This is a genomic window from Priestia sp. TGN 0903, from assembly GCF_050846855.1.
Lineage (GTDB): Bacteria > Bacillota > Bacilli > Bacillales > Bacillaceae_H > Priestia > Priestia zanthoxyli.
Genome location: NZ_JBOZGL010000002.1, coordinates 138,616 through 161,763 on the forward strand (window position 1 = coordinate 138,616; position 23,148 = coordinate 161,763).

At 39.3% G+C, this 23,148-nt stretch carries 27 protein-coding genes; all 27 read left to right on the forward strand.

From position 1 onward, the window contains the following. The first annotated feature begins 14 nt into the window (after positions 1-14). The 27 genes from flgG to dxr all read left to right on the forward strand — a co-directional run bounded on the left by flgG (position 15) and on the right by dxr (position 23,100). The gene (gene flgG, locus ACRPLY_RS07115; protein WP_033579783.1) at positions 15-809 is read left to right on the forward strand and encodes a flagellar basal body rod protein FlgG; all 795 of its coding nucleotides are present in this window, start codon (positions 15-17) and stop codon (positions 807-809) included. 35 nt (positions 810-844) lie between these two features. Next, positions 845-1,054 carry a flagellar FlbD family protein gene (locus ACRPLY_RS07120; protein WP_025750317.1) on the forward strand — a complete coding sequence of 70 codons (210 nt, stop codon included), beginning with the start codon at positions 845-847 and terminating at the stop codon, positions 1,052-1,054. A gap of 3 nt (positions 1,055-1,057) precedes the next feature. Beyond that, positions 1,058-1,489 carry a flagellar basal body-associated protein FliL gene (gene fliL, locus ACRPLY_RS07125; protein ID WP_033579784.1) on the forward strand — a complete coding sequence of 144 codons (432 nt, stop codon included), beginning with the start codon at positions 1,058-1,060 and terminating at the stop codon, positions 1,487-1,489. Between the two features lie 20 nt (positions 1,490-1,509). After that, positions 1,510-2,511, forward strand: a complete 1,002-nt coding sequence (fliM, locus tag ACRPLY_RS07130) for a flagellar motor switch protein FliM (RefSeq protein WP_028410819.1) — start codon at positions 1,510-1,512, stop codon at positions 2,509-2,511. Then, positions 2,501-3,631, forward strand: a complete 1,131-nt coding sequence (gene fliY / locus ACRPLY_RS07135; protein WP_255256886.1) for a flagellar motor switch phosphatase FliY — start codon at positions 2,501-2,503, stop codon at positions 3,629-3,631. The genes fliM and fliY overlap by 11 nt, the downstream gene beginning before the upstream one ends. Before the next feature lie 21 nt (positions 3,632-3,652). Next, on the forward strand, positions 3,653-4,015 hold the full coding sequence (locus ACRPLY_RS07140) for a response regulator (RefSeq protein ID WP_033579786.1): 363 nt from the start codon (positions 3,653-3,655) through the stop codon (positions 4,013-4,015). 63 nt (positions 4,016-4,078) lie between these two features. After that, complete coding sequence (locus ACRPLY_RS07145; protein ID WP_028411421.1) at positions 4,079-4,720, forward strand: flagellar biosynthetic protein FliO; 642 nt, start codon at positions 4,079-4,081, stop codon at positions 4,718-4,720. Next, a complete protein-coding gene (gene fliP, locus ACRPLY_RS07150) occupies positions 4,713-5,381 on the forward strand; it encodes a flagellar type III secretion system pore protein FliP (protein ID WP_028411420.1) in 669 nt (222 codons plus the stop codon). The genes ACRPLY_RS07145 and fliP overlap by 8 nt, the downstream gene beginning before the upstream one ends. 10 nt (positions 5,382-5,391) lie before the next feature. Further along, positions 5,392-5,661 (forward strand): flagellar biosynthesis protein FliQ, encoded by a 270-nt coding sequence (gene fliQ, locus ACRPLY_RS07155; RefSeq protein WP_033579787.1) that lies wholly within the window; start codon positions 5,392-5,394, stop codon positions 5,659-5,661. A gap of 2 nt (positions 5,662-5,663) precedes the next feature. Continuing rightward, positions 5,664-6,440, forward strand: coding sequence for a flagellar biosynthetic protein FliR (fliR, locus tag ACRPLY_RS07160; RefSeq protein ID WP_432231700.1), 777 nt, complete (start codon positions 5,664-5,666; stop codon positions 6,438-6,440). A gap of 2 nt (positions 6,441-6,442) precedes the next feature. Continuing rightward, positions 6,443-7,525, forward strand: coding sequence for a flagellar biosynthesis protein FlhB (gene flhB / locus ACRPLY_RS07165; RefSeq protein WP_432231701.1), 1,083 nt, complete (start codon positions 6,443-6,445; stop codon positions 7,523-7,525). Between the two features lie 30 nt (positions 7,526-7,555). Next, complete coding sequence (gene flhA / locus ACRPLY_RS07170) at positions 7,556-9,592, forward strand: flagellar biosynthesis protein FlhA (protein WP_432231702.1); 2,037 nt, start codon at positions 7,556-7,558, stop codon at positions 9,590-9,592. Continuing rightward, complete coding sequence (flhF, locus tag ACRPLY_RS07175; protein ID WP_432231703.1) at positions 9,592-10,689, forward strand: flagellar biosynthesis protein FlhF; 1,098 nt, start codon at positions 9,592-9,594, stop codon at positions 10,687-10,689. The genes flhA and flhF overlap by 1 nt, the downstream gene beginning before the upstream one ends. Further along, complete coding sequence (locus ACRPLY_RS07180; protein WP_028411415.1) at positions 10,682-11,551, forward strand: MinD/ParA family protein; 870 nt, start codon at positions 10,682-10,684, stop codon at positions 11,549-11,551. The genes flhF and ACRPLY_RS07180 overlap by 8 nt, the downstream gene beginning before the upstream one ends. A gap of 9 nt (positions 11,552-11,560) precedes the next feature. Further along, on the forward strand, positions 11,561-12,604 hold the full coding sequence (locus ACRPLY_RS07185; RefSeq protein WP_033579791.1) for a protein-glutamate methylesterase/protein-glutamine glutaminase: 1,044 nt from the start codon (positions 11,561-11,563) through the stop codon (positions 12,602-12,604). A gap of 14 nt (positions 12,605-12,618) precedes the next feature. Next, positions 12,619-14,598, forward strand: a complete 1,980-nt coding sequence (locus ACRPLY_RS07190; protein ID WP_432231704.1) for a chemotaxis protein CheW — start codon at positions 12,619-12,621, stop codon at positions 14,596-14,598. A 30-nt stretch (positions 14,599-14,628) separates the two neighbouring features. Then, entirely contained in the window at positions 14,629-15,057 is a 429-nt protein-coding gene (locus ACRPLY_RS07195) for a chemotaxis protein CheW (RefSeq protein ID WP_014458457.1), read from the forward strand. Positions 15,058-15,107: 50 nt separating this feature from the next. After that, entirely contained in the window at positions 15,108-15,602 is a 495-nt protein-coding gene (locus tag ACRPLY_RS07200; protein WP_028411411.1) for a chemotaxis protein CheD, read from the forward strand. Between the two features lie 56 nt (positions 15,603-15,658). Continuing rightward, positions 15,659-16,420 carry a FliA/WhiG family RNA polymerase sigma factor gene (locus ACRPLY_RS07205; RefSeq protein ID WP_025750299.1) on the forward strand — a complete coding sequence of 254 codons (762 nt, stop codon included), beginning with the start codon at positions 15,659-15,661 and terminating at the stop codon, positions 16,418-16,420. 15 nt (positions 16,421-16,435) lie between these two features. After that, the gene (locus ACRPLY_RS07210) at positions 16,436-16,963 is read left to right on the forward strand and encodes a hypothetical protein (protein ID WP_033579793.1); all 528 of its coding nucleotides are present in this window, start codon (positions 16,436-16,438) and stop codon (positions 16,961-16,963) included. A gap of 158 nt (positions 16,964-17,121) precedes the next feature. Continuing rightward, positions 17,122-17,841 (forward strand): 30S ribosomal protein S2, encoded by a 720-nt coding sequence (rpsB, locus tag ACRPLY_RS07215; protein WP_013058850.1) that lies wholly within the window; start codon positions 17,122-17,124, stop codon positions 17,839-17,841. Between the two features lie 107 nt (positions 17,842-17,948). Continuing rightward, positions 17,949-18,830: a translation elongation factor Ts gene (tsf, locus tag ACRPLY_RS07220; protein ID WP_013058849.1), complete on the forward strand. Its 882-nt coding sequence runs from the start codon at positions 17,949-17,951 to the stop codon at positions 18,828-18,830. A gap of 76 nt (positions 18,831-18,906) precedes the next feature. After that, complete coding sequence (gene pyrH / locus ACRPLY_RS07225; RefSeq protein ID WP_028411409.1) at positions 18,907-19,629, forward strand: UMP kinase; 723 nt, start codon at positions 18,907-18,909, stop codon at positions 19,627-19,629. Between the two features lie 2 nt (positions 19,630-19,631). Beyond that, on the forward strand, positions 19,632-20,189 hold the full coding sequence (gene frr, locus ACRPLY_RS07230; protein WP_013058847.1) for a ribosome recycling factor: 558 nt from the start codon (positions 19,632-19,634) through the stop codon (positions 20,187-20,189). Between the two features lie 134 nt (positions 20,190-20,323). Beyond that, entirely contained in the window at positions 20,324-21,106 is a 783-nt protein-coding gene (locus ACRPLY_RS07235; RefSeq protein WP_028411408.1) for an isoprenyl transferase, read from the forward strand. Between the two features lie 18 nt (positions 21,107-21,124). Then, on the forward strand, positions 21,125-21,916 hold the full coding sequence (locus ACRPLY_RS07240) for a phosphatidate cytidylyltransferase (RefSeq protein ID WP_033579794.1): 792 nt from the start codon (positions 21,125-21,127) through the stop codon (positions 21,914-21,916). Between the two features lie 35 nt (positions 21,917-21,951). After that, complete coding sequence (gene dxr / locus ACRPLY_RS07245) at positions 21,952-23,100, forward strand: 1-deoxy-D-xylulose-5-phosphate reductoisomerase (protein ID WP_033579795.1); 1,149 nt, start codon at positions 21,952-21,954, stop codon at positions 23,098-23,100. The last annotated feature ends 48 nt before the right edge of the window (positions 23,101-23,148 follow it).

A 23,148-nucleotide genomic window follows, 5' to 3' on the forward strand; every position in this document is an offset into this window, starting at 1 on the left:
TAAGGAGTGATTTTATGTTACGTTCGATGTATTCAGGAATCAGCGGCATGAAAAATTTTCAAACTAAATTAGATGTCCTAGGAAATAACATTGCCAATGTTAATACATACGGCTATAAAAAAGGACGTACAACGTTTCAAGATTTAGTAAGTCAGCAGGTAGCAGGAGCGACGGCACCGGGAGCTAACCGTGGAGGTGTTAATGCTAAACAAGTCGGGTTAGGTTCACAGATTGGCACGATTGATACAGTTCAAACGGCAGGAAGCATTCAGTCAACGGGACGTCCGCTTGATTTGGCTATTTCTGGGGATGGGTATTTTGTTGTAAATGATGGAAACACAAATTATTACACAAGAGCAGGTAATTTTTATTTGGATAGCAGCGGTAATTTGGTAACGGGTGATGGACTGTATGTACAAAAAACTGGAGGAGGGAATATTAATATTCCTTCAACAAGTAAGAGCTACAGTATAGGAGCAAATGGGAAGGTTAATATCATAGATGCTAACGGAAATATAACTCCAAATACACCAACAATTGAACTTGCTAAATTTGCAAATAATGAAGGACTCCAAAAGGCAGGAGGAAATTTATTTACTCAAAGCGTAAACTCAGGAAATCCTTTGCTAGGAGCTCCAGGAGCCAACGGTACAGGAACCTTCGTCTCAAGCGCCCTTGAAATGTCCAACGTTGATTTATCCGAGGAATTCACGGACATGATTGTTGCACAGCGCGGATTTCAAGCGAATACAAGAATTATCACAACATCCGATGAAATACTGCAAGAATTAGTGAATCTAAAACGATAGGCGGGAGGAAGGAGTAGGTATTACTCCGGTTGATTATGATCACTTTAACGAGGCTAAACGGCAAAACATTTACGTTAAATGCTCTTTACATCGAGCAGGTTGAGGCATTTCCCGATACAACTATTACGCTAACAAATAACAAAAAGCTAGTGGTAAAGGATTCAGTTGAAGAAGTGAATGAGAAAGTGACGAGTTATTATCAGCGAATTAACGTATTAGGACTGCAGCAAACGACGGAGGAATAAAGTGTGTTCAAAAATAAGCTAATTAGTAAGATGATTATTATCCTGCTTTCTCTTACTTTAATAGGAAGCATTGCGGTTATTGTGACGTTAAAGTATACGGAGCAGGCAGGTACTGAAAAAGGTCCATCTATCGACGATGTGATTAAAGCTTCTGTAGATGTAACGGATATTAAAACCAATTTAAAAAGCAATAACTACATCAGCATCTCCTTTAAAATTCAAATGGATAGTAAAAAAGCGGCAGCAGAGCTTCAAAAAAGAGACTTTCAAGTAAGAGACATTATTATCAAACGGCTCTCCGATATGAGTGCTCAAGATTTTGAAGGAACGCAAGGGCTCAGTACGTTAGAAACAGATATTGCAAAGCAAATTGATCAATTAATGGAAAACGGACATGTTGTTAAAATTTATACAACGTCTAAAGTGTTGCAGTAAAGAAAAAGGGAGGGAAGCTAGTGGCTGGGGATGTATTATCACAAAATGAAATTGATGCCCTATTATCCGCGTTATCAACCGGAGAGATGGATGCGGATGAGCTAAAAAAGGAAAATAAAAAACAGCGCATTCGTACATATGATTTTAAACGCGCGCTGCGTTTTTCAAAAGATCAGATTCGCAGTTTGACGCGAATTCATGAAAATTATGCGCGCATGCTCATCAACGTCTTTTCGGCACAGCTTCGTAACGTTGTACAAGTGTCCGTTGTATCAGTGGATCAAATTCCGTATGAGGAGTTCATTCGCTCTGTTCCGAAAGTAACCATCTTAAATGTGATAGCTGTCCCTCCTTTAGAAGGGCATATCATTATGGAAGTCAATCCGAACATTGCCTATGCGATGCTTGACCGCTTGCTCGGGGGACAAGGCGAGAGCGGTGGGAAAATTAGTAACTTAACGGAGATTGAAACGAGCTTGGTTCGAAACTTGTTAGAGAAAACGTTAGACAGTATGAGAGAAGCTTGGAGTTCTATTGCGGAAATTGAACCTGAAACATCAGAGTTTGAAGTGAATCCTCAGTTTTTGCAGGTAATTTCACCAAATGAAATTGTCATCGTCATTTCATTAAACGTACAAATTGGAGATGAAACGGGCATGATCAATCTATGTATTCCGCACGTGACGCTTGAGCCGATTGTGTCCAAACTGTCCGTTCATTACTGGATGCAATCTTCGAAAAAAGAACCTAACGTACAAGAGGTTGAGCAGCTAAAGGAACAAATTAATGATGCGGAATTGCAGGTTGTAGCCGAGCTAGGAAAAGCGGATATTTCCATTGAAGATTTCCTAGCATTAGATGCGGGAGATGTTATTCGACTGCAAACAAGCGTTCATAATCCGTTAACTATTTACGTCGGAGAACAACCTAAATTTATTGCACAGCCTGGAAAAGTCAGTCGGAAAGTCGCTGTGCAAATTCTAGATGATGTTAAGAGGAGGAACGAAAGGAATGAACGATGACATGCTTTCGCAAGATGAAATTGATGCGTTGTTAAAAGGAACTTCTTCACTTGACGAGTTTTCAGAGCCGAATAAGTCAAGTCAAGTAGACGATTACTTTACGGAAATGGAAAAAGACGCGCTTGGCGAAATTGGAAATATTTCGTTTGGCAGTTCAGCAACAGCGCTGTCGGCTTTATTGAATCAAAAAGTCGATATTACCACACCGTTTGTATCGCTCGTATATAAAGAAGAGCTGACGGATGAATTTCCAAATCCTCATGTCGCTGTGCAAGTTCAGTATACAGAAGGTTTTTCTGGTACGAATTTGTTAGTTATTAAACATGAAGATGCAGCTGTTATTTCAGATTTGATGCTTGGTGGAACGGGTGAGAATCCGACGGAAATCATGGATGAAATTAAGCTGAGTGCAGTGCAGGAAGCGATGAATCAAATGATGGGTTCTGCAGCGACGTCTATGTCTACGGTATTTCAAAAGAAAATTGATATCTCTCCGCCGAGCTTAGATATTTTAAATATTCAAAAAGGAGAAGGTACAGAGCTGATTCCCCAAGATGACGTCTTTGTAAAAGTCTCTTTTAATTTGAAGGTAGGCACATTAATCGATTCGAATATTATGCAGCTGTTATCGATATCTTTTGCCAAAAGTTTGGTGGAAGAGCTCTTAGTTCCAAGCGCAGAAGGTACGGCAGCTTCTATTGAAAAAGAATCAGACCTTAATGAAAAGCAAACAGAACAGCCAGCAGCTGAATACATACAGCATGAAGAAACACAGCAGGCAGAACCTGTTCGTGTACCAGTTGATGTTCAGCCCGCATCGTTTTCAGAGTTCGAGCACGTGTCTTCTCCTCAAGGGGATTCACGAAATTTAGACATGCTGCTTGATATCCCGCTTCAAGTTACCGTGGAGCTTGGAAGGACTAAGCGAACGGTTCAAGAGATTTTAGCATTATCTTCTGGTGCAATCATTGAACTTGATAAACTAGCAGGCGAACCGGTAGATATCTTGATTAATAGCAAATTAATTGCAAAAGGTGAAGTGGTCGTCATTGACGAGAATTTTGGCGTTCGCGTAACTGATATTATTAGTCAAAGAGACCGTATTAACAAACTAAAGTAATGATTTTTAGGAGGAGTAGAGATGGGAAACCGAATTTTAATTGTAGATGATGCTGCATTCATGCGCATGATGATTAAAGATATTTTAACGAAAAATGGATATGAAGTAGTAGCGGAAGCGGCAGATGGCCAGCAGGCTGTGGAGTTATTTAAAGAGCATGCACCAGATCTTGTCACAATGGATATTACGATGCCTGAAATGGATGGAATTACGGCCTTAAAAGAAATTAAAAACATAAAAAGTGATGCCAAGGTGATCATGTGTTCAGCGATGGGACAGCAGGCAATGGTGATTGATGCCATTCAAGCAGGGGCAAAAGATTTTATCGTTAAGCCGTTTCAAGCAGATCGTGTATTAGAGGCAATTTCAAAAGCAATTGGATGAACAACAGATTGGCGGGAGTTTCCCGCTAATCTTACACTATGTTGAAGTAAGAGGTGGCAGACATTGCTGCGAAAGTTCGTAATTGTTGCGCTGTTAATAAGCGTATTAGCAGGATCAAATCAAATCGTCTATGCAGAAAGTGGATCTGCATCGGTAAAAGAATGTTTGGAGAAAACGGAGAAGTGTTCAGAGAGTGAGAGTACTGATTCAAAAGAAAAAACTGAACTCCAGGCGACGCCTGCGCTTTCAGCTGGAGATATCGTGAAGATGATATTCGCGTTTTTACTTGTAATTGGGCTGCTTTTTGCGCTCTTAAAATTTGTAAATAAAAAAGGAAGGCTGCTACAAAAAAATAAAGTCGTACAAAACTTGGGTGGTACAAATGTTGGAAGCAGCAAGTCTGTACAAGTAGTCAAAGTTGGAAATCAGCTTTTTGTTATTGGAGTCGGTGAAAATGTGCAGCTTCTTTCAGAAATTACAGGGCAAGAGAAACAGCAGCTGCTTACGCAGTATGAGGAACAACAGAAAAACGAGGGCGAATATAAAGTCGTACTACCGTCTTTTTTAGAAAAATTCACTTCTAAAAAAGAAGAGAAATCTAGTCATTCTTTTCAGCAGCTTTTTCAGCGAGAAATGAATGAAATGAAAATAAAAAGACAAAACGCACTGAAAGAGTTAGAAAGGAACAAAAAGAACGATGAATGAAGTGATGAATCTCTTTAACTCGAGCAGTCCTACAAATATTTCAACTTCTGTCCAGCTTTTGTTGCTGCTGACGGTGTTTTCAGTAGCTCCTGGAATTTTAATCATGATGACCTGCTTTACACGAATTGTCATTGTGCTTTCATTTGTACGTACGTCGCTTGGGACACAGCAAATGCCTCCTAATCAAGTATTAGTTGGTTTATCGCTGTTTTTAACATTTTTTATTATGGCACCAACTTTTTCTCAGGTAAATGAACAGGCGCTTCAGCCGCTTTTAAAAGAAAAAATCACGTTGAATCAAGCCTATAAAAAAGCAGCTGAACCAATGAAAGAATTTATGAGTGCTCATACAAGACAAAAAGATTTAGCTCTTTTTTTAGAATATGCGGATATAGATAAACCATCCTCTGTTCAAGATATTCCCTTAACTGCGCTCGTTCCAGCTTATGCGATCAGTGAGCTAAAGACGGCATTTCAAATTGGATTTATGATTTTTATTCCTTTTCTCATTATCGATATGATTATAGCAAGCGTGCTGATGTCTATGGGAATGATGATGCTTCCTCCCGTTATGATTTCGCTCCCATTTAAAATTTTACTATTTGTACTGGTTGACGGCTGGAATTTAGTTGTTAAATCATTATTAATAAGTTTTCAATAGGTGATAGACAATGAATGGAGAATTTGTCATTTCGTTAGCAGAAAAAGGCGTGTATACGATTTTAATTGTATCTGGTCCTCTATTACTGCTGGCCCTTGTAGTTGGGCTCATTATTAGTATTTTTCAAGCAACTACCCAAATTCAAGAGCAAACTCTTGCTTTTGTTCCTAAGATTGTAGCGGTCTTAGTAGGGATTGTATTTTTTGGTCCGTGGATGTTATCGAAAATGATTTCATTTACATATGAAATTTTTGCAAATCTGTATCGGTACGTAGGATAGCTATGAGTCAGTTGATCTTATCCTATCCCGCGTTTTTACTAGTACTAGTGCGGGTAACGTCTTTTTTCATCACTGTTCCGCTATTTTCATACAAAACGATTCCCGCAGTTCATAAGGTAGGTTTGTCTGCCTTGCTATCCGTCATTATTGCGACAACGATTGATTTACCCGTCGTTTCGTTAGATGCACAGTTTGTACTTTTAGTAGTAAAAGAATGTGCTGTTGGGTTGTTTATTGGTTTGACTGCGTATGTATTTATTATGGCTATTCAAATCGCCGGAGGTCTCATCGATTTTCAAATTGGGTTTGCCATTGCCAATGTAATAGACCCGCAGACAGGGGCGCAAAGTCCGATACTAGGTCAATATTTATATGTATTTGCTCTTCTATTTTTATTATCGACCAATGGGCATCATTTATTAATAGACGGCATTTATAATAGTTATTTAATTATTCCGTTAGACAAAGTAGCTTTCCCTGTGGGAAGCCAAGCATTTGCTACACACATCATAACTGTTTTTTCATCTATGTTTTTAGTAGCCGTTCAAATGTCTTTGCCTTTGGTTGGTTCATTATTTTTAGTCGATATCGCGCTTGGCATCATCGCGAGAACGGTTCCGCAGTTAAATATTTTCGTAGTTGGATTTCCGGTGAAAATCATCGTTGCTTTTATTTTACTAATTGTAGTGATGGGGAGCATGTTTTATATGATGCAAATCATATTTGAACAAATGATAGAAGCGATGCGCGCGATGATCCGCATATTAGGAGGGGTGTAGCTTTGTTTTTAGTAAAAGTTGATTTGCAATTTTTTGCAGGAGAAAAAACGGAAAAAGCTACACCTAAAAAAAAGCAGGACTCTCGAAGAAAAGGACAGGTAGCTAAAAGTCAAGACGTTACCACTGCGCTCATTCTTTTAATGGTTTTTCTTTATTTTTTGTTTGGAGCCAAACAATTTTTACAGCAAATGATGAAGCTGTTAAGAGAAGCTTTTCAAACGTATATGCTTGAGGAAGTGACGGCAGAGCGCGTATTTGCGATGTTTAAGCATCTTCTTCCTTCAATTGCTCTTGCAGCGGGTCCTGTCATGCTCGCAGCTTTTGTTGCTGCGCTCGGAGCGAATTATATGCAGGTTGGCATTCTTTTTTCCACGGAGTCCCTTCAGCCTAAGTTAGAAAAGATTAACCCTATTAGCGGAGCCAAACGAATTTTTTCCATGAGAGCGCTGGTAGAACTAATCAAGTCAACGCTGAAAATTATGTGTATCGGAGCCGTCACGTTTTTTATCTTATGGATTCACATAGAAGATGTATTAAATTTATCTCAAAAAAGTATAGGGGACTCGCTGGTTGTTCTGTCTAAGCTTGTTTTTCAAATGGGACTTGCAGCTTCGCTTATGCTTTTATTTTTATCGCTGCTTGATTATTTGTACCAAAAGTTTGATTTCGAGAAAAATATTCGAATGTCAAAGCAAGATATCAAAGATGAGCATAAAAACATTGAAGGAGATCCTCTAATCAAATCAAAAATAAAGCAAAAGCAGCGTGAAATGGCAATGTCTCGCATGATGCAAGAAGTTCCAAAAGCAGATGTCGTCATTACAAACCCTACTCATTATGCCATTGCTTTAAAATATGATGAAGAAAAAATGGATGCTCCCTATGTTGTAGCCAGCGGCGTAGATTTTATTGCTCAAAAGATCAAAGGAATTGCCAAAAGTCATGAAATTATCATGGTAGAGAACCGCCCGCTGGCAAGAGCGCTTTTTGATCAAACCAAAGTAGGGGATGCGGTTCCAGAAGAGTTTTTTAAAGCGGTGGCTGAAATATTAGCTTACGTATACCGCATTCAAAATAAAATGTAACGTTACGCTATTGTAAGGAGAGAAAAATTAATGTCTGCAAGAGAACTGCCAGTTGTTATAGGTGTTGTACTCATTATCGTTATGCTTGTTATTCCGTTGCCTTCATGGTTATTAAGTATTTTAATCATGATTAACATTTCTCTTGCGCTGCTTGTACTGCTCGTTTCCATGAATATGAAAGAACCTTTAGAGCTATCGGTGTTTCCGTCTTTGCTGCTGGTTCTTACGCTGTTTCGATTAGGTTTGAACGTATCGACAACCCGTTCAATTTTAGGAACAGGAGAAGCAGGCGGAGTAGTGGAAACATTTGGCCACTTCGTGATTGGTGGAAATCCGTTAGTGGGGTTTGTTGTCTTTATTATTTTAATTATCATTCAGTTTCTTGTTATTACAAAAGGAGCGGAGCGTGTTTCTGAAGTAGCCGCACGTTTTACCTTGGATGCGATGCCAGGGAAACAAATGAGCATTGATGCAGATTTAAATGCAGGTATGATTTCAGAAAAACAAGCAATTGACCGCCGTGAAAAAATTCAGCGCGAAGCAGATTTTTACGGAGCAATGGATGGAGCTAGTAAATTCGTCAAAGGTGATGCCATTGCAGGGATTGTCATTACCCTTATTAACATCTTGTTTGGAATTATTATCGGCATGCTGCAAATGGGAATGTCCATCACTGAAGCATCCCAAACGTTTACTTTGTTAACAGTAGGCGATGGATTAGTGAGTCAAATTCCAGCCCTCATGATTTCAACAGCGACGGGAATTATCGTCACGAGAGCTGCTTCAACAGGCAATTTGAGCGAAGATATTACACGGCAGCTATTTGCTTTTCCCGTTATGCTTTATGTAACTGGAGGAACAATTGCCGCTCTTGGTTTAATCACGCCAATTAATGATGTCATTACAATGCCTATTGCTATTTTATTAGGGGTGGGAGGCTATTATTTGTCTCAGGCTAAAAATCAGGCGGTTCGTGAAGAAATGGCCCCTACTGAAGAAGAGCTAGAAGACAATGAAATGAAAAGTCCAGAGAGTGTTGTCAATCTATTAAGCGTTGATCCGATTGAATTTGAATTTGGGTATGCATTAATTCCGCTTGCTGATACGAATCAAGGAGGCGATTTACTCGATCGAATTGTTATGATTAGGCGCCAGCTGGCACTTGAGCTAGGATTAGTCATTCCAGTTGTTCGTATCAGAGATAACATTCAGCTTCAGCCCAACGAATACTGTCTTAAAATAAAGGGCAATGAAGTGGCGAAAGGGGAGCTGCTGCTCGATCACTACTTAGCAATCAGTCCCGGAATGGATGATGAGTTGATTGAAGGAATTGATACGTTAGAACCAGCTTTTAAAATGCCTGCGAAATGGATTAGCGAGTCGGTGAAGGAGCAGGCTGAGATGTTTGGGTATACCGTTGTGGACCCACCGTCGGTTGTGTCTACGCACATAACAGAAGTTATAAAATCGTATGCGCATGAGCTGATTGGAAGGCAGGAGACAAAGCAACTAATTGATCACACAAAAGAAACGTATCCTATTTTAATTGAGGAAGTAACGCCTAATCCGCTTTCCGTTGGAGACATTCAAAGGGTACTGGCAAAACTTTTAAAAGAGAGCGTCTCAATTCGAAATTTACCCATTATTTTTGAGGTGCTGGCCGACTACGGAAAAATGACGTCAGACACCGATTTGTTAACTGAATATGTCAGGCAAGGACTTGCAAGGCAAATTACCAGTCAATATACGGTCCAAGAAGGTCTGCTTCGAGTTCTTACCCTTTCAGGAAAAGTTGAAAAAACGATGGCGGAAGCTGTTCAACAAACGGAGCATGGGAACTATTTATCACTAGACCTTAACGTTTCACAAGCTATTGTGGAAAGTATAGCTAAGCAAATAGAAACACTTTCTTTTCAAGAACAGTCTCCAATTGTGTTATGTTCTCCTGCAGTGAGGATGTACGTGCGTCAAATCACTGAGCGGTATTTTCCTCATATGGCGGTTTTATCATATAACGAGTTAGAAGCAAATGTTGAAGTTCAAAGTGTTGGAGTGGTGGATATCTGATGAAAGTAAAAAAATATGTAGTAGAATCTATGCCGCAAGCTATGAAAGCCATTCGTTCAGATTTAGGTGAGGAAGCGGTTATTTTACATTCGAAACAAATTCGAACAGGAGGTTTTCTTGGCTTATTTACTAAGGCGAAAATAGAAGTATTGGCAGCTGTCGATCCCGTAGAAAAGCTGAGCGTAAAGAAGAACTCAGCGCCGCCAGAACCCAGTATGGAAGATAATCAATCTTTTATGAAGCAGCAGCTCAGTGAGTTAAATACTCTTGTCTCACAAATGAGTCAAATGCCAAAGGTTTCTTCAGGTTCATATCCAAAAGTAGTGGAAGATGTGCTTGCTTATTTGCGTTTGCAAGAAATAGACGAAGCTATTTTAGAAAACTTGGAGGCTCCTATGCTAGAGTACTACTACTTACATCGCCCTAACTCAAACCAACTCATGAAGTGGACGAAAAACTGGTTTACCAATCAGTTTAAAGCAAGTGAATGGAGCGGTCCTTTCAAAAAATATGTAAGTGTAGTAGGGCCAACAGGTGTCGGTAAAACAACCACTCTTGCTAAATTGGCTGCAAAGTGTGTCCTAGAACAAAATCAAAAAATAGCATTTATCACAACGGACACCTATAGAATTTCAGCGATTGAGCAGCTCAAGACGTACGCTTCGATCTTAAATGCGCCTTTAACGATTTGCTATAACGGAGAAGATTTTAAAAAAGCTTTGCTGGAAACAAAAGCATACGATGTGATTTTTATTGACACAGCAGGCCGTAACTTTTTAGAACCGCAATATGTAAATGATTTAAAGAAAATTATTACGTTTCAAGAAGATTTCCAAACGTTTCTTGTTCTAGCACTAACGTCAAAAGCATCAGATATGAAAGCTATATATGAACGTTTTGCTAGTCTCCCTGTTGATCAACTGATTTTTACGAAGCGAGATGAAACAACTCACAAAGGCTCGCTTTTAAATATGTTGTATCGTTACGGCCAACGAGCTGCTTTTACAACAAACGGGCAGGATGTACCAGAAGATGTTTCGTCATTTAAAATAGAAGAGTTTATCGACGATGTGTTTGGAGATTGGAAAGATGAATGATCAAGCAGCAGTTTTAAGAGAAAAAGTGTTAAAGAAACATCAAAACTCTTTAAGAAATTGTAAAACGATAGCCGTGTTAAGTGGAAAAGGAGGAGTTGGAAAGTCGAATCTATCATTAAACTTATCTCTTGCGCTAACGAAGCAAAAGCAAAGAGTTCTTCTTTTTGACATGGATATAGGGATGGGAAATATTGATATTTTGATTGGACAAACTGCTTCCTATACGATGGTTGATTTGCTAGAAAAAAAGCTTTCCATCCAGCAAATTATTAAAAAAGGTCCTGAAGATTTAGCTTATGTGGCTGGTGGAACGGGAATTTCCTCTGTATTTGAATGGTCTCCATCGGACCTTGCTCATTTAATACAAGAATTGAGTTCTTTGACAAATCAATACGATTACATGATTTTTGATATGGGAGCGGGCATGTCAGAGAGTGTGCTTAAGTTTTTAAAAGCTGTAGATGAAATGATCGTGGTCACAACACCCGAACCTACATCTATCACAGATGCTTACGCTGCTATTAAGCTAGCAGCTTCCTATTCTGTATCAGCACCGGTTCGTCTTATTATTAACAAAACGCTTTCTGACAAAGAAGGAAATGAGACGTATGAACGATTTAACCGAGCTGTTCAGCAGTTTTTGAACATATCTATTTCTCTATTAGGTATTGTGCCAAACGATCAAGCTGTCCAGAAAGCGGTCAATCGCCAAATGCCTTTTTTGCTTCAAAACCCAACATCTAAAGCAAGTGTATCACTAATAGAAATGGTGAATATTCTTATTCCTCAAGACAATAGGATAACGGCTAAAAACGAGGGAATGTTTATTCGGCGCCTCAAACGATTTTTTCTTGAAAGGTAGGAAATGAGAGTGAATGAAATAAAGGTGCTTATTGTAGATGATTCTGCATTTATGCGAAAGCTAATCGGCGATTTTTTAGCATGTGACAGTCGTTTTCACGTTGTGGGTACCGCACGTAACGGTGAAGAAGGGTTGAAAAAAGCGCTCGAGCTGTCGCCAGACATTGTGACACTTGATATCGAAATGCCTAAAATGAATGGCTTAGATATGTTAAAGCAGCTTATGCGTGTGAAGCCCCTTCCTGTTGTCATGTTATCGAGTACAACAATAGAAGGTGCTGAAAATACGCTGACCGCTATGCAGTACGGCGCAGTTGATTTTGTTGCTAAACCTTCGGGAGCTATTTCGCTGGACTTACATAAAGTGAAAGATGAGCTTATCTCTAAACTATTGCTTGCTAGTAAAGCCAACATATCTTCAAGCAGTCATCAGCACGTGCAAAACAGAAGTGTATATAACCTCCCGATGGGGACGAAAGTGAACAAAATGATTTGTATTGGCACTTCTACTGGAGGACCGCGTGCGCTGCAAGAAGTATTATCAACTGTTTCAAAAGACATACACGCACCTATTTTTATTGTGCAACATATGCCTCCAAATTTCACAAAATCATTAGCGGTTAGACTAGATCAGCTAGCTGATATTGAAGTGAAAGAAGCACAAGACAATGAAATCGCGCGCTCAGGATGTGCGTACATTGCGCCTGGAGGTTTTCATATGACGGTTGTAGAGAAAGAAGGACAGCTCAGCATTTGTTTAGACACTTCTTCACCTGTAAAGGGACATCGCCCCTCAGTGGATCGTTTGTTTCAGTCGATTAGTAAAATTTCAGGTTATCAAAAACTTGCTATTGTGTTGACGGGAATGGGGGCGGATGGAACGGAAGGCATTATTGATTTAAAGAAAAATAAAGACGCGCTTATATTGGCTGAATCTAAAGAAACAGCTGTCATTTATGGGATGCCCAAATCAGCTGTTTCTACAAAGCTTGTTGATTATATTGAACCGCTGCGAAACGTTGGAAGCTTTATTTCTCGCTACGCACAGAAATAGGAGGGAAAGTTACGATGGATATGAATCAATATCTAGAAGTGTTTATTGAAGAAAGCAAGGAACATCTTCAAAACGTTAACGACCAGCTAATGCGTTTTGAAAAAAATACCGATGATCTTGGTTATGTAAATGAAATTTTTCGGTCTGCTCATACGTTAAAAGGTATGTCTGCAACAATGGGATTTGATGATTTAGCACAATTAACTCACAAAATGGAAAACGTGCTAGATGCCGTTCGAAATCATCAAATCGACGCTCACACGGAAGTTCTTGATGCTTTGTTTGAATCAGTCGATGCGCTAGAAATAATGGTTCAATCTATTTCTGAAGGCGGCGATGGTCAGCTTGATGTCAAATTGCTTGTTCAAAAGCTGCAGCGTATTGTAGCAGAGGAACCCGCAGCAGAGCATGCGGCTTCTTCTATTGAGTATGATGAGTTCGTACAAACGCTGCTCAGTCAAACAGCAGGGCAAGGATTTAATGTGTTTGAAATAACCGTACAGCTCGAACGCACCTGTCTGTTAAAAGCTGCGCGTGCATATATGGTATTTGATGTGTTAGAGCAAGCGGGAGACGTCATTAAGTCAGCGCCAACTGTTCAAGATATCGAACAAGAAAAATTTGAATCATCTTTTATCGTTATATTAGTAACAAGCGAATCGCAAGAAAAGCTGAAGGCGAGCATTATGGAGGTCTCTGAAGTAGAAAGCGTGAAAATTGCTGCGGTCCCCATAAAAAAGGAGACAGAAATGCAGGAGCTTGTTTCACAAGAAGAAGCAGCAGCTATACAGGAAGTTACTGTGTCAGCACCTTCTAAATCGCCTGTTGAAGAGAAAAGACAGCTCTCAAATAACAAGACGATTCGAGTCAATATTGACCGTTTGGACAGTCTCATGAACTTGTTTGAAGAACTAGTTATTGATAGAGGCAGGTTAGAACAAATATCAAAAGAATTGAATAATAGCGAATTAGACGAAACGGTAGAGCGGATGTCCCGTATTTCTGGAGATTTGCAAACGATTATTTTAAATATGCGTATGGTGCCTGTAGAAACCGTTTTTAATCGGTTTCCCCGTATGGTGAGACAGCTTTCAAAAGATTTAGGGAAACAAATTGAACTTCAAATTGTCGGAGCTGATACAGAGTTGGACCGGACCGTCATTGATGAAATTGGAGATCCGCTTGTTCACTTATTAAGAAATGCCGTTGACCACGGAATTGAAATGCCTCAAGCACGCTTAAAGAACGGAAAGAATGAAAAGGGAACGATTCGCCTTAAAGCTTATCATAGCGGAAATCATGTCTTTATTGATTTAGAAGATGACGGGGCGGGCATCAATCGTGAAAAGGTACTGCAAAAAGCGTTAGATCGAGGAATTATCGATGGGAAAACTGCTGAAACGCTGACGGATAAACAAGTGTACGAGCTCATTTTCGCTTCGGGCTTTTCGACGGCTGAACAAATTTCAGATGTTTCCGGACGAGGAGTAGGTCTAGATGTCGTGAAAAACACGATTGAATCGCTAGGGGGTTCTGTAACGATCGATTCTAACGAAGGATACGGTTCGCGTTTTTCTATTCAACTGCCGCTCACTCTGTCTATCATTTCTGCTTTACTCGTGCAAATGAGTGAAGAGCGCTATGCCTTGCCGCTTTCTTCGATTATTGAAACAGCTATTGTTCAGCCGAAAGAGGTCATGCATGTACATGGTCAAAAGGTTATTGACTTTCGAGGAGCCATTATTCCTCTTATTGATTTAAAAGAACTATTTACTGTGCCTAACTCGGTACTAAGAGATCATTATTCCGTCGTTATTGTGAAAAAAGGAGAAAAGACCGCCGGGCTAATTGTTGATTCTTTTATCGGTCAGCAGGAAATCGTTTTAAAATCTTTAGGTCATTATCTGCCGGGTGTATTTGCTATTTCAGGAGCCACGATTTTAGGCGATGGACAAGTAGCACTTATCATTGATTGCAACGCTTTGATCAAATAACAAATGCTGTAAAAAGAAAGGGAGAAAGGCATGAAAATTATTGTGTTTCAATTGGGGGACGAGGAGTACGGAATTTCAGTAGAAGAAGTGCAATCGATTGAAAAGATTCAGCACATAACACGCGTTCCTGGAGTAAAAGAATATGTAAAAGGTGTTATTAATCTTCGCGGTGTTATTACACCGATTATTGATTTGCGCACTCGTTTTAACTTACAAGAACAGCTTAACCATGAGCTGACACGTATTATTATGGTTCGTCTTAATGATGTAGAAGCAGGTTTGATTGTGGATGCGGCAAATGATGTAGTAGACATTGATGAAAAAACGATTGCTTCAGTGCCTGAAACAGTTGAAGGAACAGCTGTAGAATACTTGAACGGAGTTGTTAAAGTAGATAGCCGTTTAATTGTTCTTCTAAATTTACCTAAAGTGCTCTCTTTAGAAGACCACCTCCAGTGAGCCAAGCGAATAATGGATATCACGCTGAAGTTTCTAGGAGTTGAAGAATCGTGAGAGATGATAAACAAGTGATTAAGGTAGGAATTGCCGAGATGAATGTTACACATGCACCCGCAGTGCTTCGAACAGCGGGATTAGGGTCATGTGTAGGAGTTGTCGTTTACGACTCTGTGCACTCAGTAGCTGGGCTCGCTCATGTAATGCTTCCCGATTCAAGCGGGGCTAAATGTCCTTTTAATAGAGCTAAATATGCAGATACAGCCATTTTTGATTTGATAAATATGTTGATTAAACAAGGTGCACATAGAAGATTATTAAAAGCAAAAATAGCAGGGGGCGCACAGATGTTTCAATTTGAACCAAGAAATGATGTGATGCGAATTGGCCTTCGAAATGTTCAAGCAGTGGAGAGAGAACTGCATAGAAACAGTGTAGAAATTGCAGCAAAAGCTACAGGAGGACACAACGGACGCACAATTGAATTTGATCCTCAAACGGCTATTTTAAAGGTTCGTACGATTAATGAAGGGATAAAAACGATATAAAGCGCGCTCTGACCGTTGACCGTTTAATAGCGCTATAAAAAGGAGTTGAAAGACCCTTGAAAAGTATACAAGAAGTTGAAGAACATAAAATTTGGCAGGAATGGATAGAGACGAGAGACTCCCATGCGGGAAACATGCTTGTTAAAAAGTATATGCCGCTTGTTAACTATCACGTTCAGCGGATTAGTGTAGGGCTGCCGAAGAATATTCATAAAGAAGAGCTTCGTAGTTTAGGATTAATCGGCCTTTACGATGCTTTGGAAAAGTTTGATTACGGTAGAGACTTAAAGTTTGATACATATGCGTCTTTTCGAATTCGAGGGGCGATAATAGACGGGCTTCGTAAAGAAGATTGGTTATCAAGAAGCGCAAGGGAAAAGACGAAAAGAATTGAGCAAGCAACAGAAGCACTTGAACAAAGATACTTGCGCAGAGTTGCACCAAGTGAGGTTGCAAAAGAAGTAGGCATGACAGAAGCAGATGTTGTTCATACAATGAATGAAGGCTTCTTAGCTAACGTTTTGTCAATGGAAGAACAGCCAAAAGAGTATGAAGATGGAGAGCAAAAATACACGATTAAAGATGAAAAAACGCTCTCTCCTGAAGAGGAGCTAATTAACGACGAACGATATCAAGAGCTCGCTGAAGTTATCGAGCAGCTAAATGAAAAAGAGCAGCTTGTTGTTTCATTATTTTATAAAGAGGAGTTGACTTTCACAGAGATCGCGCAGCTGTTAGGGCTATCCACTTCACGCATTTCTCAAATTCATTCGAAAGCGCTGTTTAAAATGCGTACGAGTTTAAGCAAAATAATTTAACAAAGAGGTAAAGTGATGGGGTTTTTACTCACAGTTAGTTTTTTAATTCATGGTCTATCACTGTTTTGCATTATTCTTTTATATATGCAAGTGACCAAAGTGAAAAGGATTGAACGCTTGCACCAGCAAAATATAAATAAAATGGAAGCTGCAATGAGTTCATATCTCGCTGAATTTCAGGAACAAAACGAGCAGTTTTTACGGCAGCTTCGTGAGCGTTCAACTTCGCTTTCTTCCGAAATGGAAGAAAGCAGCGCCAAATCACCTTTGGTAGATGAAGAAGACGTGCCTGTTCAAAGGGTGGATCTAAAAAGTGAGCCTTCCCAGTCGCTGCATGAACTTCTCTCTATAGAAGAAAATCAGAAACATATAAGCACATCTTTTGATGAATTAACTACAGACCAAATTCAAGATTTGTCAGGTGAAGAGATAAAAGAATTTTCCGTTTATTTAAAGGGAAAAGGTTTAACAATTGAAGAAATTGCAAAACATTTACACAGAGGGAAAACTGAAATTGAATTATTATTGAAATTTCATCAATAAACTTAATGAAACGCTTGCTTGTGAAAAAGGAGTATGCTATATTAGTTTTTGGTGTTATTACACACGCTTGTTGATTCGGTTGATGGTGCTACTTTTTGTAGTTTCGGCTGAAGATGATATAAGCGGAGGAGACTTAAAACCATTAGGAGGAAAAACACATGTCAGTAATTTCAATGAAACAATTACTAGAAGCTGGTGTACATTTCGGTCACCAAACTCGCCGTTGGAACCCAAAAATGAAGAAATATATCTTCACTGAGCGTAACGGCATCTACATTATCGATCTTCAAAAAACAGTTAAGAAAGTAGAAGAAGCGTACAAATTCGTTAAAGAATTAGCTGCAGACGGCGGTACTGTTTTATTCGTAGGTACGAAAAAACAAGCTCAAGATTCTGTTAAAGAAGAAGCAGCTCGCGCTGGTATGTACTTTGTTAACCAACGTTGGTTAGGTGGTACATTAACTAACTTCTCAACTATCCAAAAACGTATCAAACGTTTAAAAGATATCGAAAAAATGCAAGAAGACGGTACTTTCGAAGTACTACCTAAGAAAGAAGTAGTTCAACTTAAAAAAGAGTTAGAGCGTCTTGAAAAATTCTTAGGCGGCATTAAAGATATGAAACAACTTCCAGATGCATTATTCATCATTGACCCTCGTAAAGAGCGTATTGCAGTAGCGGAAGCTAAAAAATTACACATTCCAATCGTTGGTATCGTAGACACTAACTGTGATCCAGACGAAATTGATTATGTAATCCCTGCAAACGATGATGCAATTCGTGCTGTTAAACTTTTAACTTCTAAAGTTGCTGATGCTATTCTAGAAGCTAAACAAGGTGAAGAAACAGCAGTTGAAACTGAAACAACTACTGCTTAATTCCGTGAAAGGTGATAAGAGGGAATAGCCTTTTATCACCTTTTTTTGAAAAGATTTAACCCATTTATATACATTAATTACATACCCAAACAAGGAGGCTACACATTATGGCAATTACTGCTCAAATGGTAAAAGAACTACGTGAAAAAACAGGCGCTGGTATGATGGATTGTAAAAAAGCGTTAACTGAAACTAACGGTGATATGGAGCAAGCAATCGATTTCTTACGTGAAAAAGGTATTGCAAAAGCTGCTAAAAAATCAGACCGTATTGCTGCTGAAGGTCTAACTTACATCGAAACTCAAGGTAACGAAGCTGTTATCTTAGAAGTTAACTCTGAAACTGATTTCGTTGCGAAAAACGAAGGTTTCCAAAAATTAACAAAAGAATTAGCTGCTCACATCTTAGCTAACAAACCAGCTGACGCTGCTGAAGCTGCTACTCAAAAAATGGAAAACGGTGCAACTGTTGAAGAACACATCAACTCTGCAATCGCTACAATCGGAGAAAAATTATCTCTACGTCGTTTCGCTGTAGCAACAAAAACTGATGCTGATGCATTCGGTGCTTACCTACATGCTGGCGGACGTATCGGTGTGTTAACAGTATTATCTGGTACAACTGAAGAAGCTGTTGCAAAAGACGTTGCTATGCACATCGCTGCAATCAACCCTAAATACATCTCTCGTGACCAAGTTTCTGCTGAAGAAACTGAGCGTGAGCGCGAAGTATTGACTCAACAAGCATTAAACGAAGGCAAACCAGAAAAAATCGTTGCAAAAATGGTTGAAGGTCGCCTTGGCAAATTCTTCGAAGATATTTGCTTACTAGATCAAACATTTGTTAAAAATCCTGATCAAAAAGTACGTCAGTTCGTTGAGAGCAAAGGCGCTACTGTTGAAAGCTTCGTTCGTTTTGAAGTAGGAGAAGGTATTGAGAAACGTCAAGACAACTTCGCTGAAGAAGTAATGAACCAAGTTAAAAAGTAAGGGTTTGACCGTATAGGGAACACTGTGTGTTCCCTTTTTTACAAAAGAGATCTCACCGTTAACGATGGAGGTAAGCATGAGTCAAGCAAAATATAATCGTATCGTATTAAAGTTAAGTGGAGAAGCATTAGCTGGTGAAGATGGTTTTGGTATTAACCCATCCATCATCAAATCTGTTGCTGAACAAGTAAAAGCCGTTTATGAATTAGGTGTGGAAATTGCTGTAGTCGTTGGTGGTGGAAACATTTGGCGTGGTAAAATTGGTAGTGAAATGGGTATGGATCGTGCAGCTGCTGATTATATGGGAATGCTAGCAACAGTAATGAACTCGCTGGCTCTTCAAGATAGCTTAGAGAACATTGGTGTGCAAACACGAGTTCAGACTTCTATCGAGATGAGACAAGTAGCAGAGCCTTATATTAGAAGAAAAGCTGTTCGACATCTTGAGAAAAAACGCGTTGTTATTTTCGCTGCGGGTACAGGAAACCCTTATTTCTCTACAGATACAACAGCAGCTTTGCGTGCAGCTGAAATCGAAGCTGACGTTATCTTAATGGCTAAAAACAACGTAGATGGCGTTTATAATGCAGATCCTAAGCTTGTACCTGATGCTGTAAAATATGAAACATTAACATATATTGATGTTTTAAAAGATGGACTAGCTGTTATGGATTCTACAGCTTCTTCATTATGTATGGACAACGATATTCCGCTAATTGTTTTCTCAATTACGGAAGAAGGCAATATTAAACGTGCCGTTACAGGCGAAAACATTGGAACAATTGTAAAGGGGAAATAAACATGCCAAAACAAGTGTTGCAAAACGCAAAAGAAAGAATGGAAAAAGCAATTCAATCATTTAGCCGCGAACTAGCATCAATTCGCGCTGGACGTGCAAGCGCGTCACTTCTTGACCGCGTAACGGTAGAATACTACGGTGCACCAACACCGATTAACCAATTGGCGCAAGTAAGCGTACCGGAAGCTCGTATGCTTGTTATTCAGCCTTATGACAAATCACAAATTGGTGAAGTTGAAAAAGCTATTTTAAAATCTGATTTAGGATTGACACCTACAAGCGATGGAACTATTATCCGTTTATCGATTCCTGCTTTAACGGAAGAGCGTCGTCGTGAGTTAGTGAAAATGGTTAAAAAATATGCTGAAGAAGCAAAAGTTGCGGTTCGTAACGTACGCCGTGATGCAAACGATGATTTCAAAAAGTTAGAGAAAAAAGGTGAAATTACTGAAGACGATCTACGCGGCTACAGTGATGACATTCAAAAACTAACAGATGACCATATCGTAAAAGTGGATAAAGTGGCAAAAGATAAAGAAGAAGAAATTATGGCAGTTTAAGTCATTTCAAGGTAAAATATATTGTAAAAGACCCTCTATTGTTTACAGGGGGTTTTTTTGTTAATAATGTGTAGTAAGAAAAAACTCACATAAGCTACACGTTTATGTGAGAGCGTACAACGGGGGACCTTTGCATGTTAAGAAAATTTCAAGCATGGAAGAAAAGTCAAGATTTAAATACACTGTCTTTGTCAGAACGAAAAGATCAAGTGAAACAGCACCCTGTTCCTGAACATATTGCAATTATTATGGATGGGAACGGTCGTTGGGCGCAAAAACGAGCTCTTCCTCGCATGATGGGCCATCATGAAGGAATGAAAGTAGTACGTCATGTGACCAGACTGGCCAATGAATTAGGTGTTAAAGTATTAACTTTATATGCATTTTCCACTGAAAATTGGAAGCGCCCCAAAACTGAAGTTGAGTTTTTGATGAAACTGCCAGAGGAATTTTTAACAACCTTTTTGCCTGAGCTAATTGAAAAAAATGTGCAAGTTCGTATTATGGGAGATAAAAGTGAGCTCCCTGCCCATACGATTCGAGCCGTGGATAAGGCAATTGAAAAAACAAAGCATAACACGGGGATGATTTTAAACTTCGCGCTTAATTACGGTAGCCGTCACGAAATTGTGGGCGCTATTCGGTCATTGGCAGAAGATGTAGAACAGGGAAAAGTGGCTTCCTCTTCTATTTCAGAAAATTTATTTTCTTCCTATTTAATGAGCAAAAGCCTTCCAGATCCGGATTTGCTTATTCGCACAAGTGGCGAGCTTCGCTTAAGTAACTTTATGCTTTGGCAGCTAGCGTACACAGAGTTTTGGTTTACAAAAGTATTATGGCCAGATTTTAAAGAAAATCATTTAATCGAAGCAGTCGAGGCGTTTCAAAAGCGCGGTCGCCGCTTTGGTGGTGTATAAGAAGGTGTGGAAAACAAGATGAAACAGCGCATTATCACCGCGATTGTAGCACTTGCGGTATTTGTGCCGATTGTTTTAATTGGAGGGTTACCTTTTACCCTTATCATGTATGTGATCGGAACAGTTGGTGTAATTGAGCTTTTAAAAATGAAACATTTGAAAGCAATGTCTTTTCCAAGTATCATTAGTTTATTACTAACTTGGGTGTTTTTACTACCAAACGGAAGAGATGTTGCATTTCAATTCTTAAGTGAACATAAGATAGAAGTAGCGCTTGCTGCTGTCCTTCTTTTATTAATGTACACGGTTGTAGTTAAAAATAAATTTACCTTCGATGACGTTGGGTTTATTTTATTAACAACAGTATATGTTGGCTTTGGCTTTCATTATTTTATCGAGGTTCGTCAAGAGTTCGGGTTAGCTTATTTGTTCTTTGCTTTCCTTATTATTTGGGCGACGGATTCCGGAGCTTATTTTATTGGACGAGCAATGGGGAAACGAAAGCTATGGCCGGAAATCAGTCCCAATAAAACAATTGAAGGTTTTGTTGGTGGCGTCGTATGCGCTATTATAGTAGCCATTGTATTTAAGCTGTTAGCAAATATTGATCAAACTATGATCGAGCTACTTGTAATTGGTATTATCGTATCGTTATTTGGACAGATGGGTGATCTTGTACAATCAGCGTTCAAACGTCACTATGGCGTAAAAGATTCAGGGAAAATTTTACCGGGTCATGGTGGGATTTTAGACCGTTTTGACAGTTTAATGTTCATCATGCCAATTTTAGCTTTTTTATTATCTCTATAAAAAAGATGTCTTTGTTTTAATAGGAGTGAATATACTTGAAGAAAATTTCCTTGTTAGGAGCTACAGGTTCAATCGGTACTCAAACCGTTGATATTGTTCGAGCGCATCCTGAGCATTTTGAGCTCTCAGCAATCTCTGTAGGTCGAAATATTAACGAAGCAAGAAAGATTATTCAGCAGTGTAAGCCAGCCCTTGTTTCTGTAATGAAGAAAGAAGATTGTCTGTCACTGCAAGCAGAATTCCCTTCTATTCGATTTGTTTATGGAGAAGAAGGACTTGTGGAAGTAGCAACTCATCCTTCTACAGAAGTATTGGTAAACGCTGTTCTTGGAAGTGTAGGGTTGACTCCTACGCTAGAAGCAATCAAAATGAGAAAAACAATTGCTATTGCAAATAAGGAGACACTTGTTACCGCTGGTCACCTTGTCATGGAAGCAGCCAAGGAATATGGCGCTGATATTTTACCGGTAGACAGTGAGCATTCAGCTATTTTTCAAAGTTTGCAAGGGCAAGATCAAAAAGCAATAGACCGTTTAATTTTAACGGCTTCTGGAGGGAGCTTTCGAGATAAGACGAGAGCAGAACTACAGGGAGTAACGGTTGAAGATGCGTTAAATCATCCAAACTGGTCAATGGGAGCTAAAATTACAATTGATTCGGCAACGATGATGAATAAGGGACTAGAAGTGATTGAAGCACATTGGCTTTTTGATCTTCCCTATGAGAAAATTGATGTATTGTTACATAAGGAAAGCATCATTCATTCTATGGTAGAGTATTCTGATACAAGCGTTATTGCTCAGCTTGGAACGCCCGATATGCGCGTGCCAATTCAATACGCGTTAACGTATCCAAGACGCATGTCTTTGCCTGACACCAAGCGTTTAAGTTTGGCGGATATTGGTCAGCTTCACTTCGCTAAAATGGATGAAGAGCGTTTTCGCTGTTTAGCTTTTGCATTTGAGGCTGGCAAAGCGGGTGGAACACTTCCGACTGTTTTAAATGCAGCTAATGAAGAAGCTGTTCAAGCCTTTCTAGATGGTCACATTACATTTTTACAAATTGAAGATGTGATTGAAAAAGCAATGAATGAACATACTGTAATACAGAAACCTTGTTTATCTACTATTAAAGAAGTAGATTTAGAAGCAAGAGAGTTTGTTAGATCCGCCATCTCTCGATAATGTGCGTGCGAGAGAAGCCACTCCCTTATTTTTGGTGGGTGGAGGTTT